Below are 14,140 nucleotides of genomic sequence, written 5' to 3'. Positions count from 1 at the left end.
TCAGAACTCGTTGTAGCGATCGTTTTCGCTACCGTTGTTCCCGATTGGGAGTGCAAAAGTGCAGCCTTTATTTTTAATACGCAAGTACAAGGCAAAAGTATTTTTAAAGTTTTTTGATTTTAATTTTCAAAGCGCTGAAAACCAATAACCTAATAAAGAAAGTTTTTTACAAGTTTTTGAAGGCAAGGAGCACAACCAGCACAATAGCGGCAGGAATGCGGTAAATGGTCCACAAGATTGGTTCTCTGCACCACATCATCTCTAGTAATCCTCTTCCCTCTGTGATTTCGGTCAGTGGTCAATCAACATAATAATTGGTTACTATATGTACAGCTGTACAGGGTGCCATCTATATATAGTAACGAGCCATCATTTGAGAGCATTAACTGAAATCTTAAAAAAAGTTACACGTATTTAATCCAAAGCCCTGGTTTTACCGTAGATGATAACATTACTCAGTACTCATCTAATTATTTAAGCTTATGAAATTTTTCAATCTACCAAGTGTTAGAAAGAAATCATTTTGGGGAATCATGCTTTTTGCATTGGCATTCCAGGCATGTGAAGATCACCGACTGCCACCAGCACAGGAAGAATTGCCTGACCAGATGTTTTACGCACTTACTGATAACAATACAATATATGAATTGAATGTTCGTAACACTACTAATGTAATACGTACTTTAACAGTAAGTGAGGGGCTGGTTGATAATGATAAACTAGTAGGGATTGATTTCCGCCCGGCAACTGGTCAGCTTTACGCAATTGGTAAAAACAGCCGGCTTTATAACATTAACTTAAACAACGTCTCCAAACCAGGACTTGCAACACCAATTGGCAGCATGCCTTTCGGTCCTGCTATTACCGCTTCCTCGATAGCTTTTGACTTTAATCCTACCGTGGACAGAATTCGTTTTGTTACCAATGCAGGTCAAAATCTTCGTTTGCATCCCGAAACCGGTGCTCTGGCTGTAACTGATGGTAATCTGAACGGTGTGCCCAATCCAATGGTAGGTGCTGTTGCATACACCAACAGCTTTTCAGGAACCACTTCAACCGGTTTGTACGATATAGATCCGGTTGCCAATAAGCTTTACTTTCAAAAGGATCCTAATGGAGGAGTTCTTGAAGAAGTTGGATCCCTTGGAATGGACATTGCTGATGTAGGTGGATTTGATATAGCTCCGTGGAAAACGCCCGCAGGTAAAGAGTACGCTATTGCATCTGTATTGTTCGACAACAAATGGGAACTGGATTTTGTGGACCTGGGAACTGGTAAACTTCAAAAGCTGGGAGATTTGCCTTCTGGTAACATCATCGGGATCGCAATTCCGTCGCCGGTTGCTTATGCTTTGAGCACTGACAACAAATTACTCATTTTTAATCCGCTAAGCTCCAACATCTCAGTTATTGAGAAAACAATTGGAGGGCTGCCATCAGGCGTATCTATCGAAGGAATTGATTTCCGTCCTGCGGATGCCACCATCTATGCACTAGGCAACGACAGTAAATTATACACTATAAACATACTAACGGGAGCTGCTACTTTTAAATCTACACTTTCGACAATGCTAAGTGGCGGAATGGACGCAAGTTATGGTGTGGATTTTAACCCTTTTGCTGATCGTCTCAGGGTAGTAAGCAATACAGGACAAAATTTGAGAATTGATGTCACAACAGGTGCAACCACCGTGGACGGAGCGCTTAATATAGCAACCGTTTCTCAGGGAGTAAATGGTGCAGCTTACACCAACAGCAATGTTGGATTAACTGCCGGCACACAAACTGTCCTTTTCGATATTGACAGTCAGACTAATAAGTTATACAGGCAGGATCCACCTAATGCAGGTGGACTGGTAAACATCGGAGATCTTGGCGTTGTAATTGACAAGGCAAACGGATTTGACATTGGTGGCATTTCCGGTAAAGGACATGCGCTACTTACAGTTGGCGGCTCCACCGGACTTTATATGATAAATCTATCAACCGGAGCTGCTACTAAAACTTCGAACTTCCCGAAAGCTGCCAAAGGGTTTGCATTAGGCTTTAACCTATAATTAAATTGAACTTTTAGTTTGCAGGAGCAGGTTTTCGGATCTGCTCCTTTTTTATTACAGTATTCTGGCAAATCTGAGTAACAACGTCATGGCAAAATATTTTCCCTTATATCCATGACGCTAAATCACACCATCCATACCTTATCCTAAAAAACTGAAAAGGATTAAAGTAAAAGTATCTTTGAAAAATAGGATTTGTGGGTAGTTGCCATGAATCCCGATGAGAAAATTTCAGGTCTCTTTTGCCATTAGAAATTCCTTTTATGGAAAAATAAATACAAACATTATAATTGAAGACTGATACCTAGTGACATACTATACGGGTTAACTTGTCTTACAAGGTCATCTGATGAAATATGAATTGATTTGTCAGAAAGTCTTATCCATTCTTTCTTGGTAATAAAAAAGTTTTCCTATGCTGTATAATCACATAGGCATCCTTCGTAAAAACTGGGGAGTATCCTCCCGTTATAAAATAAGAATATTTTCCTTTACGGTATTCCACACCTGCTTCCACGTAGCCTTGAATGCCTTTATTCCCAAGATAAACAGCTGCCCTATTTCCAAAATCCCTATTTTTGATAAGAAGTCTACTGTTTGTTTTCAGTTCTCCATATCTCTGCCCGCTTTTCATCCAGGAAGCACCGGCACCAGCGGAAAGAAAAATGGGGTTCCCAAATTCTTTGATCAGGAAGTATCGCGAATAACTCAATCGCTTTATGTCCAAGAGGTCCCTCTTTAAAACAGAATTCGTAATATCCAATCTTACCGAGGATACACGATTTAAAGCATATCCTATTGAAACAGTAAGGGCAGGGGAAAATCTACTATCAGATATTTTTTTCGTAGCCTCCAAACTTTGGTAACGAACAAACCCAGCTTCATTAGCATGCCTATTGAACCCAAGCCCATTGAGAGAATAACCAAGATTAATGCCTTTCAGTACTCTATAAACCTTATCTCTGTTACTTAAAGGAGCCCTTTCGTTAGATTTTTGGTAGTCTATCCCTCTTACATTATTATCCACATAAACGGATTTCGTCTGCTCTTTAAGCGACGAATCCCTTACAATAGTAGTATAAGAGTCCCAGAAATTTTCTGTTGGAGTACTTTCAATTTCCGAAAAAATAGTTCCCGGATCCATTCTTGACTTAACTGGGATGGATGCCAGAATATCATTTCCCGTGTTACACGCTGTGGTCACAAATTCCAGTTCATGAATACTCTCCTTTTGGGTTTTGGAATTTCTCCTACGGGCTGTCATAGAAGTGTAGTTCAACACATATTTTTCATTAACCAATTGGTACATTGTTAAGTACTCCTTTTTGAGTCGCTTTATGGGGCTTAATGGATTTGACTTAGATACTTTATTCTCTTTATATTGAATTTTTCGATAAGCCATGGAATTCTTATCGATCGCAATGCTTCCACTAATACCATCCATCTCATTTTTGGATTGAAATGTTATAGTGTAAAGAGTATCCTTGCCACTGTTATAGGAACTCACATTTTCCAAGTAATAAATATACTTTCTATTATAGGAAGCAGGATTTAAAAAGTCTTGCTTCATTTTTACCGGATCATTCCAGTTACCAATAGAAACGCCCCCATAATAGCGTACATGATCAATGGTGTCCCGGCCAGGAAACTTGCGCGCTCTGGCATGCAATATCTGGATCTGGGCATCTTCAATAGAATTTCCATAGCCGCTTTGTTGTAATCTGATAGCGGCTTCTCCAAAGTATAAGTATTTACCTTCGACTGACTTTTGAGTTTCTCTGTAAAAGCCTTCTAACTCAATGTGACTGAGCGGATAATTCGTATCAATAGCTTCATACGATTTCTTAATCACGTTTTTCAGAAAATTATCCGTAGTAACAATCACTTCGTTAAGATTTCTGGAGTCCTCTTCTAAATAGATGCTAACTCTTTGAGAAGAAGCCATAACTACAAGCTTCCTTTCTTTATAGCCAAGTGAACCAACAAGAATTTCATAATTGCCGTTGTTCCTTTTTACAGTTAACTTAAAAAAGCCACTATCATTTGTAACTGTACCCTCACTAGTTCCCAATACCTGAATGGAAGCAAAGGGAATCCCTTTTTCAGAGAAATTCAATACCTGTCCATGAATTGATACTGTTTGTGAAAATCCATAAGCAGGCATTATTAGTAATAGTAAAATGATTGCATATTGTTGAATCATATAGCCTTAGTTAATTTCATAAGGTCCCTATTGATATGTATCGATGACTAAATGGTATTTAAACAGACCTTAAGAAGAATAATTGAGATTAATCTCTGGTGCGATCAAAGTTAAACGCTTATGAAGCAATGGAATCTGCAAACCAGTTTCGAAATGGATGTTTGTAGTGTAATTCATGAATATAAAAAATGAGATGAAAAAAATCATTCATTTTTCATACGGCCGAGTAGGTAGGTATTAATCAAAATAATTGCATTAATAAAATAAAACTATTTTTAATTTGCAAACAAGGCTGATTTGTGGGATTTTTTATTCTCGTTACAAAAAAAAGGCCATCACTTTTCAGCAATGGCCTCTCGTTATGTCAAATTACTTAAATCAATTATGATCCACACGCTTCGCATCCTTCCGGATCGTCCAGTGAGCACTGCATGTCCGACTTATTGTCGCGTGGCGTCACAGGCTTGGTATGCTCCTCCGCATACTGTACATAATTCAATTCTTTCTCGGCAACAACAACTGTTGCAGGTTCAAGCTGCGGTTCGGCTTGTTTGGTCAATGTAAACTGAACAGGATCGGAAGCCGCACGGGTACGCAGGTAATACATCCCGGTTTTCAGTCCTTTTTTCCACGCGTAAAAATGCATCGAAGTCAGTTTTCCGAAATTGGCCTCTTCCATAAAGATATTCAGTGACTGCGACTGGCAGATAAACGCACCACGATCGGCAGACATATCCAGCAAACTCCGCTGTTTAATTTCCCATGCAGTTTTATAAAGATCTTTTATATTCTGAGGAATATTTGGAATTGGCTGAATCGATCCACTTGCTCTCACGAGATTGTTTTTCATCTCTTCATTCCACAGTCCAAGTTTAACCAGGTCTTTAAGCAGATACTTATTCACCACCACAAATTCTCCTGAAAGAACACGTCTTACATATATATTGGATGTAAACGGTTCAAAACATTCGTTGTTCCCTAGGATCTGGCTAGTAGAAGCTGTTGGCATCGGAGCAAGAAGCAGCGAATTACGAACACCGTTCTGTACTACTTCCTTTCTCAGTTTCTCCCAATTCCAGCGATTGCTCTCTGGTTTCACATTCCACATATCAAACTGAAAAATACCTTGCGAGATCGGACTTCCTTCCCAGGTTTCGTACGGACCATGTTTAATGGCCAGTTCCATAGAAGCTTCCATAGCTCCGAAATAGATGGTCTCAAACACATCCTTGTTCAACTGACGTGCCTCATCTGAATCAAATGGCATGCGCAACAGACAGAATGCATCGGCAAGTCCTTGTACACCAATTCCAATCGGACGATGGCGTTTGTTGCTTTTTTCTGCTTCCGGAACGGGATAATAATTCAGGTCAATGATCTTATTGAGGTTACGCGTAATAACCTTTGTGATTTCGTATAGCTTTTTGTGATCAAAATGCATAAAACCATCTGCACCCTGCTCTACAAATTTTGGCAATGCAATGGATGCAAGATTACAAACCGCTATTTCATCCGGAGCGGTGTACTCAATAATTTCTGTACAAAGATTGGATGACTTAATCGTTCCAAGATTTTTCTGGTTGGACTTGCTGTTTGCATGATCCTTGTACAACATATAAGGTGTACCCGTTTCGATCTGAGACTCCATGATCGCAAACCAGAGATCCTGCGCCTTTATTGTTTTGCGCGCCTTACCTTCCAGCTCATATCTCTCATACAACTTTTCAAACTCAGCACTGTGTGTATCCGACAGTCCAGGGCATTCGTGCGGATCAAACAGCGACCAGGTGTCATTCGATTCTACACGTTTCATGAAAAGATCCGGTATCCACAATGCGTAGAATAAATCACGCGCACGCTGCTCTTCCTTTCCGTGATTCTTTTTCAGATCAAGAAAATCGAAAATATCGGCGTGCCATGGTTCCATATATATAGCGAAAGAACCTTTACGCTTTCCACCTCCCTGATCCACATATCTTGCCGTATCGTTAAATACCCTAAGCATCGGTACGATCCCATTGGATTGTCCGTTTGTTCCTTTAATGTAAGAACCCGTCGCACGAACATCATGGATGCTCAATCCAATTCCACCCGCAGACTGTGATATCATTGCACAGCTTTTCAGTGTATCATATATACCACTGATACTATCTTCCTTCATCGTCAGAAGAAAACATGACGACATCTGTGGCTTGGGTGTACCTGCATTAAACAAGGTAGGTGTTGCATGGGTAAACCACTTTTCTGAAAGCAGGTGGTAAGTTTCTATAGCTGCCTGAACATCTTCCTGGTGAATACCAACAGCTACACGCATCAGCATATGCTGCGGACGTTCTACTATTTTTCCTTCTACTTTGAGCAGGTAAGATTTTTCCAGTGTTTTATATCCGAAATAATCATATGCATAATCGCGGTCGTATATTACGGTAGAATCAAGCAAAGATGCATTCTGACGAATCACCTCATATACTTCCTTGGATATGAGGGAAGCGTTTTCGCCGGTTTTGCTGTCTACATAAGTATAAAGCCTTTTCATTGTTGCTGAAAATGACTTCAAAGTATTCTTATGAAGATTTGAGATTGCAACCCGGGCAGCTAAAATCGCATAATCCGGATGTTTTGTAGTCATAGAAGCGGCCGTTTCCGCAGCAAGGTTATCCAGTTCAGCAGTGGTAACACCATCGTAAATACCGGAAACAACCTTTTTTGCTACTTCAACAGGCTGAACATAGTTAGAATCGAGGCCATAGCTCAACTTTTCAATGCGGGCAGTCACCTTATCGAATTTTACCGATTCGCGGCGACCGTCACGCTTTATGACGTACATAGACATATAATGTGATGTTTTTTAGGAAGAAAAATAGTGATGTTAATATTGGGGTATTGATGAAGATTACCTCTTAAATTTCCCATGAAATAACATCAAAAAAATGGAAATTACAACCTGAATATTAACCGATTTCCACTGGTAAATGCGGAACTTCGGATTAAGAAATTGTTAAAATTCTAGAAACAAGCACGTTACTTCAACCGTTACATTTTATTTTAATCCGATAACAAGGCGAAAAATTATTTTATGGTAGAATAAACGGAAGAAAAATTATTTTTTTGTCAACTTTTTCGTAAGTCAACTGACATTTTTCACTGATATACAGCTTATTGATCGAATATATTTGTAAACTTTATAAAAATAATTCAACGGTAAAATTTTATCAAATTAATAGCCTATATCGCAGGTAGGTATTGAACATTCCTTACTTTAGGAACTCACAACCCAAGGCTTAGCACCTTGAAAATACCAAAAATATGACTCCACAAGACAAATCTGTATCAAGACGGAAGTTCCTGAAAGCATCTTCAACGGCGGCTTTAGGTGTTGCTGTATATCCTTCTGTAATAGCAGCCGCCTCCGTGGGTGAGCACCTCACAGCTTCGGGTATTTCTCTGGGCGTTTTTGCTTCCTATGATCACGCCAATTACCTGCGTAATCTTGGCTGTAACTATATAGAAGAATCCGTAGGCGGCTTTTTGATACCAGCCTCGGGAGAGTCGGGATTCACTAAGAATCTACACGAACTGCATACCTTAAAATTCCCGATCTGGTCGTATGTAATCTTGCTTCCGGGTGAAATGAAAACACTCGGACCTGATGTGAATCACGAAGCCGTACTTGCCCGTACTGAAATGGCCTTGAAACGCGCCAAAGAATGTGGCTCACATTACATTGTTTTTGGTAGCGGCGCATCACGAATGATACCCGAAGGGTTTGATCGGGAAAAGGCCAAACAGCAACATATAGAGGTTACCAAAAAAATGGCACCCCTTGCCGAAAAATATGGTATTACCATAGCCGTGGAGCCATTGAACAGAGGCGAAACCAACTTTATAAATAGTCTGGCAGAAGGCGTAGAGATTGTGGAAGCAGTGAACAGTCCGAAGGTAAAACTGCTTTGCGACATCTATCACATGCTGAAAGAAGATGAGTCTCCTGACGAAATCGTGAAATATGGAAAGTACATTGTGCACTGCCATATAGCAGAAAAAGAGAGCAGAACACCACCAGGAGTCAAAGGTGACGACTTCCGCCCTTACCTGAAAGCTCTAAAGAAAATTGGTTACAAAGGAGGCCTATCCATTGAATGTTTCAAATACACAGATTTCGATAAAGAAATAAAAACAGGGATTGAAGTACTTAGAAAACAGATCAGTGAGGCATAACTGGCACATTTTAACCGTCTATTACAGATACCCTTAAAATATAACTGCCTGATACTTGCGCCGATAAATTTAAATAATTACTTTTGCAATCCTTTTTGAGAATTGTATCGAAACACATAATACCATATACCAATGAAAAAAGATATTCATCCCAACTATAGAGACGTGGTTTTCTGGGATCTATCAAGCGATTTTAAATTCATTACGCGCTCAACTATAGAAACTAGCGAAAACATTACCTGGGAAGATGGAAAAACTTACCCGGTATATAAAGTAGAGGTTTCTTCTCAGTCACACCCTTTCTACACAGGTAAAAATGTACTTGTAGATACAGCAGGACGTGTTGACAAGTTCAGAAAACGTTACGGACAAAAAGACGCATAATTGGCTTATTGCTGTTGGCAATAGTAAAACGCTTGAAAATAGCATTGCTCTTGATAAACAGAAATGCCGGTTATAAACCTATAAAAGAAGCAGTCTCATAGCGAAAGCTTAAAAGAGACTGCTTCTTTTTTGTGCCCTACAAAAAAATGGGCGAACTTTGGTCACACATACTTAAACACAAATATGCCAAGTATTATCCTGTTCGACGACTCAACACTTCGGGCACAACTATTACCATTCACATACACGCGCCCGGTAGCAACCATCCGATGTGGGATTGATACAATTCTTGAAAAATGGACAAAATGGCTTTCCACCACGCCATCTTTTTTAACCCAGCCCTATTTACAAGCAGGTTTTCCATTAGAGACCTCAGACAATAATATTTTCATTAACGGAGCTTTATGTCCTGATCAGACGCTGATAGAAGCTATTGAAAATCTGCCACAAGAAACCGCACTCTATTCAGCACAAAAGGAATTGTTGGTTGTAAAAACGACCTCGTCTGAGTGGAACCCGGAATCAGAATCTACATTTTCAAAAGTTGTTTATGAAGGTTCATTCATGATGATCCGTCACATCTGGGATATTTTCACTTACAATGGAGCTCAAATACAGTCGGACTTTACCAAACTGACCAGCACCAGAAAATCGGAGCCCATCACAGATCCTTTTACGAGATGTTACAATCCTGAAAACATATTCATTGAACCTGGTGCCAATATTAAAGCTGCTATTTTAAATGCTGAAAATGGTCCCATTTACATAGGCAAAAACACAACAATACAGGAAGGAGCCGCCATTCAGGGCCCTTTTGCAATGGGAGAAGGATCTATAATTGCGCAAAACGCGAAGATCCGTGTGAACACTTCTATAGGTCCTTATTGCAAAATTGGTGGTGAAGTAGGCGGTTCTGTCATTTTTGGATATAGTAATAAAGGCCACGACGGTTATCTGGGAAATTCTGTGTTAGGTGAATGGTGTAACCTTGGAGCCAACACCAATAATTCCAACCTTAAAAATGACCATACGAATGTGAAGCTGCACAGTTATGTGACGGGTTCACTGGAAGACACTGGTCTGCAATTTTGCGGTTTGTTTATGGGTGATTATTCCAAAGCCGGAATTTCAACCATGTTCAACACCGGAACGGTTGTTGGCGTAAATGTCAATGTTTACGGAGCCGGCTTTCAGGCAAAACACATTCCCTCTTTTTCATGGGGTGGAAATGCCGAAGGATTTATGGAATACAGATTTCAAAAAGCTCTCACTGTGGCTACGGACACGGTAAGTCGCCGCGGAATCGTTTTTGACCAAAATAAAGAAAATGTACTCAGAGAAGTATTTGAGCAAACGCAGGAGCAACGTTTGCAGGAAGTTAAGATTTAGAATGAAGTTATCAGGGAATTAATCGTTTTAACGAGAACATAAAGTGCTTTTTAAAGATATACCAGGGCTGGACAACATTAAGGCAACATTGAGGCGTTCGGTACAGAATAGCCACCTTGCTCATGCACAGCTGTTCGACGGTACTGCGGGAGGTGGTGGTCTTGCTTTGGCTTTGGCTTTTTCTACCTATATCAACTGCGAAAACAGAAGTGAAGAAGATGCTTGCGGCGTTTGTGCTTCCTGCGCTAAAATGAATAAACTTATTCATCCTGATTTTCATTTTATATTTCCAATTGCCTCATCCAAAAAAATTGAAGGTAAAACCAGTGAAGCTTTCCTCTCCTACTGGCGGAGCTTTTTGCTTGAAAGTCCATACCGCGTACTTCCTGAATGGCTGGATTACATTAATGCTGAAAACAAACAGGGCAATATAGCTGTGGAAGAGGCTCGCGGGATACTGCGTAAACTTTCTGTTAAATCTTATGAGGGCGAATATAAAATTCTGTTAATATGGAAGCCGGACATCATGAATGCGTCATCTTCCAATGCGCTTCTGAAAATACTGGAAGAGCCTCCATACAAAACATTGTTTCTTCTTGTCAGCGACCAGTCAGACCGGCTGCTGACCACCATCATTTCCCGCACACAACGCGTTGCAGTTCCTGCATTTACGGATGACGATGTTCGGGTATTTTTGAAAAAACAAGCTGTAAGTGAAACCATTGCGAATCAGATCGCATATTTATGTGACGGTAACTTATCCGAAGCATTACATCTGGTAAAAGAAACAGAAGACGACAGGTCGGGATGGTTTATAGAATGGATGCGATCCTGTTACAAATATGACGTCGCCTACCTTGTAAAAGCCGCTGATACGTTTGATGTTATGAATAAGGAAAAGCAAAAAGGTTTGCTGGATTATGCACTCCGACTGTTCCGTGATATGCTCGTGTGGAGCCATGGCGCGGGTGAGTTGTTGCGTGTTCCACAGGAAGAACTTACATTCGTACAAAATTTTTCCAAGGCGGTGAACATGGGATCTCTCGAAAATATGATTCAGGAAGTGAACGTAGCTTTTGTTCACATTGAACGAAATGTGAGAGCTAAGATGGTTTTTCTTGACTTATCACTCACCATCGCTCATTTCTTTCAACGCAGATAAGTTCCTAACTAAACTTCTCCGACCGTTCGCAGATCAGAATGCCGGATTACAACAAAATTCAACCAGAGAGGCGAAAGGCAGAAGATCAGGATGAAACACCCCATCGAAATTATTGGTGCTACCGATATTGTTGACATGCCGGAACTGGACTGGTACCACATTCCCGTCCGGGTGGATTCGGGCGCTACGACCTCATCTATACACTGCTCGCGCGTTCGATTGATAACCGAAGGCGATCAGACCATACTGCGGTTTTACCTGGATTCTAAAAAAGGTGCTCCTCAGCAATCATTCTCTGTAAAGGATTTTAAAGAAACCATTGTTCGTAATTCTTCGGGCAAGGAAGAAAAACGCTATGTGATTAAAACGTCGATCAAGCTTTTCGGTAGAAAGATACGCACTGAATTCACGCTGGCCAACCGCCGAAAAATGAGCTATCCCATATTATTAGGCCGGAAACTTCTGAAAGGGCGTTTTATTATTGACGTTGCTCAAAAAGACCTTTCGGCCAATTACCTTAAAAACAAAGTTGGCGACAACCCGTCCAAAAGACGGATTAAGCATGACTTTGATTCTCCCCCGCTTTCCTAAATTACCCAGTTATATGAAAATCGCCATACTTTCTACCAATCCGGAATTATACTCGACACGGCGTTTGGTAGAAGCAATCAGGCAAAGAGGCCATCAGGCCGTAGTGATCGATCATGTCAAATGTTTTGTAATGATTGAAGGCGGAAATCCCTCCATTGTTTACAAAGGAAAAGTCATTACAGGGATCGACGCCGTAATACCCAGAATCGGCACATCTGTGAATGCCTTTGGCTGCGCCGTGGTCCGGCAGTTTGAACTGATGAAAGTTTTTACAACCGTAAAATCACAAGCCATCCTTCGCTCCCGGGACAAACTGAGGAGCATGCAGGTTTTAGCCAAATCGGGTGTAGATATTCCTAAAACAGTTTTTGCCAAAAACCCTTCGCAGGTAACCGAACTGATACAACACGTAGGCGGTCCGCCGGTTATCATCAAGTTATTGGAAGGAACTCAGGGAGTTGGTGTTGTACTTGCTGAAACTATAAAAGCTGCAAAATCAACTATTGAAGCATTCTATGGTCTTCGTGCCAATTTCCTTATTCAGGAATTTATAGCTGAGTCCAAAGGAGCCGATATCAGAGCTTTTGTCATCGGCAACAAAGTTGTAGCAGCTATGAAACGTCAGGGTGCAGAAGGGGACTTCCGGTCTAACCTGCATCGGGGAGGAGAAGGCTACCGTATTGAACTTACTCAGGAAGAGGAGGATACCGCTGTTGCGGCAGCAAGAGCATTGGGCGTAAAAATTGCCGGTGTGGACTTGCTTCAATCGGAAAGAGGGCCATTGGTGATGGAGGTCAACTCATCGCCCGGATTGAGAGGTATTGAAGAAATAAGCGGAGTAGATGTAGCCTCACTGATCGTTGCCTACATTGAAGATAAAATTGTTACTGACGAAGGCGATACCGTTGGAGTTTAGGATCAAGGTTTTAATGCCACGGATACACGAATGTTATATTGATTTCGGTACAATCACTTTCATAAGTCGTATTGTGATTGCATCAGAAAAAATTCATCCGTGATAAATTCGTGCATCCGTGGCAAAAAAGATCAGCACAACGATCATTTGACTCAAATCTGTTTGATTATGGTCATCTAAAGGCAATCTTTGGCATTGAAATAGAATCGGAGCTGGAAGTGAGTAACTGATAGTTCAAAGCTTGAAAGAATCCATGCAAATAAAAATAGGAACCCGCGGCAGTAAACTCGCCCTTTGGCAAGCATATCATATTGAAGCACTTTTGCAGCAAGGCGGAATTGACACCAAAATTGTTATCATTGAAACCAAAGGAGATAAGATACTGGACCGCTCCTTGTCAAAAATCGGAAGTAAAGGCGTCTTCACTCAGGAACTGGAAGATCAGCTTAGAAGCGGCGATATCGACATCGCAGTACACAGCGCCAAGGATCTGCAATCTAACCTGGATGCAGATTTCGAAATATCGGCCTTTACCGAACGGGAAAAAGCCAATGATGTTTTGGTTAGTCACAATACCAGCCTTTCACTGAACAGCGGTGAAACATTTGTTGTAGGAACTTCATCAACTCGCCGAATAGCCATTCTCAAACATTTTTATCCTCATATTAAAACTGTGGATATGCGTGGTAATTTGCAGACCAGGCTTAAAAAGCTGGAAGACGGGCATTGTGATGCACTTCTATTGGCTTACGCAGGTGTGCATCGCATGGAATATGACGATAAGATTGCAGAACATCTTAAACTGGATGAATTTACTCCGGCTGTCGGCCAGGGCAGCGTGGCAATAGAGAACGCTGTATCATTGGCTGAGGATAAAAAAGCAATATTAAAAAATCTGCTTAATCATGAACCTACTGCTACCTGTTTGCGTGCAGAACGTGCATTCCTGAACAGGCTGCATGGAGGTTGCAGCATTCCTGTATTCGGGCTGGCTACATTAAGTGCCGATCAGATCAACATTTCCGGTGGAATTGTAAGCCTGGATGGTAAAGAGCTGATTAGGCTGAATAAATCCGGTTCCTCGTCTACTCCCGAACATTTGGGATTCGCTCTTGCTGATGAACTGATTGCATCGGGAGCAGATCGCATTCTTAGCGAAATAAGACTTGCTCAGGCTCAGTAGAAAAAAACATAAGGCAACAAAAAACCTCTTCGGGCTG

Annotated in this window: 10 protein-coding genes; 8 read left to right on the top strand and 2 right to left on the bottom strand. The window is 41.0% G+C overall.

Annotation, left to right across the window (positions count from 1 at the left end; genetic code table 11):
- Nucleotides 1-482 precede the first annotated feature (482 nt).
- Nucleotides 483-2,057 (top strand): DUF4394 domain-containing protein, encoded by a 1,575-nt coding sequence (locus LZG71_RS25265; RefSeq protein WP_233825186.1) that lies wholly within the window; start codon nt 483-485, stop codon nt 2,055-2,057.
- 379 nt (nt 2,058-2,436) lie between these two features.
- Here the strand turns inward: LZG71_RS25265 and LZG71_RS25260 are convergent, their stop codons facing one another.
- Together LZG71_RS25260 and LZG71_RS25255 are read right to left on the bottom strand one after the other, a co-directional pair.
- Nucleotides 2,437-4,260 (bottom strand): carboxypeptidase-like regulatory domain-containing protein, encoded by a 1,824-nt coding sequence (locus LZG71_RS25260; protein ID WP_233825184.1) that lies wholly within the window; start codon nt 4,258-4,260, stop codon nt 2,437-2,439.
- Between the two features lie 382 nt (nt 4,261-4,642).
- Nucleotides 4,643-7,087, bottom strand: coding sequence for a ribonucleoside-diphosphate reductase subunit alpha (locus LZG71_RS25255; protein ID WP_233825196.1), 2,445 nt, complete (start codon nt 7,085-7,087; stop codon nt 4,643-4,645).
- 479 nt (nt 7,088-7,566) lie between these two features.
- On the opposite strand from LZG71_RS25255, the gene LZG71_RS25250 reads away from it, so the two are divergent.
- The 7 genes from LZG71_RS25250 to hemC all read left to right on the top strand — a co-directional run bounded on the left by LZG71_RS25250 (nt 7,567) and on the right by hemC (nt 14,103).
- The gene (locus LZG71_RS25250; protein ID WP_233825182.1) at nt 7,567-8,478 is read left to right on the top strand and encodes a sugar phosphate isomerase/epimerase; all 912 of its coding nucleotides are present in this window, start codon (nt 7,567-7,569) and stop codon (nt 8,476-8,478) included.
- Between the two features lie 132 nt (nt 8,479-8,610).
- Entirely contained in the window at nt 8,611-8,862 is a 252-nt protein-coding gene (locus LZG71_RS25245) for a type B 50S ribosomal protein L31 (RefSeq protein ID WP_233825180.1), read from the top strand.
- Between the two features lie 183 nt (nt 8,863-9,045).
- Complete coding sequence (locus tag LZG71_RS25240; protein WP_233825178.1) at nt 9,046-10,251, top strand: putative sugar nucleotidyl transferase; 1,206 nt, start codon at nt 9,046-9,048, stop codon at nt 10,249-10,251.
- Between the two features lie 43 nt (nt 10,252-10,294).
- On the top strand, nt 10,295-11,413 hold the full coding sequence (locus LZG71_RS25235) for a DNA polymerase III subunit delta (RefSeq protein ID WP_233825176.1): 1,119 nt from the start codon (nt 10,295-10,297) through the stop codon (nt 11,411-11,413).
- Between the two features lie 90 nt (nt 11,414-11,503).
- Complete coding sequence (locus tag LZG71_RS25230; RefSeq protein WP_233825174.1) at nt 11,504-12,004, top strand: RimK/LysX family protein; 501 nt, start codon at nt 11,504-11,506, stop codon at nt 12,002-12,004.
- A gap of 13 nt (nt 12,005-12,017) precedes the next feature.
- Complete coding sequence (gene rimK, locus LZG71_RS25225; RefSeq protein WP_233825172.1) at nt 12,018-12,920, top strand: 30S ribosomal protein S6--L-glutamate ligase; 903 nt, start codon at nt 12,018-12,020, stop codon at nt 12,918-12,920.
- A 253-nt stretch (nt 12,921-13,173) separates the two neighbouring features.
- Nucleotides 13,174-14,103 (top strand): hydroxymethylbilane synthase, encoded by a 930-nt coding sequence (gene hemC, locus LZG71_RS25220; protein WP_233825170.1) that lies wholly within the window; start codon nt 13,174-13,176, stop codon nt 14,101-14,103.
- The last annotated feature ends 37 nt before the right edge of the window (nt 14,104-14,140 follow it).

The organism is Dyadobacter sp. CY312 (assembly GCF_021390535.1).
GTDB lineage: Bacteria > Bacteroidota > Bacteroidia > Cytophagales > Spirosomataceae > Dyadobacter.
The sequence above is the reverse complement of the archived record's forward strand: the minus strand, read 5'-3'. Positions and strand labels throughout refer to the sequence as shown.

Bases quoted from the DNA above. Each gene is read 5' to 3' on its own strand.
- LZG71_RS25265 (WP_233825186.1), top strand. From the start codon at position 483: ATGAAATTTTTCAATCTACCAAGTGTTAGAAAGAAATCATTTTGGGGA.
- LZG71_RS25260 (WP_233825184.1), bottom strand. From the start codon at position 4,260: ATGATTCAACAATATGCAATCATTTTACTATTACTAATAATGCCTGCT.
- LZG71_RS25255 (WP_233825196.1), bottom strand. From the start codon at position 7,087: ATGTACGTCATAAAGCGTGACGGTCGCCGCGAATCGGTAAAATTCGAT.
- LZG71_RS25250 (WP_233825182.1), top strand. From the start codon at position 7,567: ATGACTCCACAAGACAAATCTGTATCAAGACGGAAGTTCCTGAAAGCA.
- LZG71_RS25245 (WP_233825180.1), top strand. From the start codon at position 8,611: ATGAAAAAAGATATTCATCCCAACTATAGAGACGTGGTTTTCTGGGAT.
- LZG71_RS25240 (WP_233825178.1), top strand. From the start codon at position 9,046: ATGCCAAGTATTATCCTGTTCGACGACTCAACACTTCGGGCACAACTA.
- LZG71_RS25230 (WP_233825174.1), top strand. From the start codon at position 11,504: ATGAAACACCCCATCGAAATTATTGGTGCTACCGATATTGTTGACATG.
- rimK (WP_233825172.1), top strand. From the start codon at position 12,018: ATGAAAATCGCCATACTTTCTACCAATCCGGAATTATACTCGACACGG.
- hemC (WP_233825170.1), top strand. From the start codon at position 13,174: ATGCAAATAAAAATAGGAACCCGCGGCAGTAAACTCGCCCTTTGGCAA.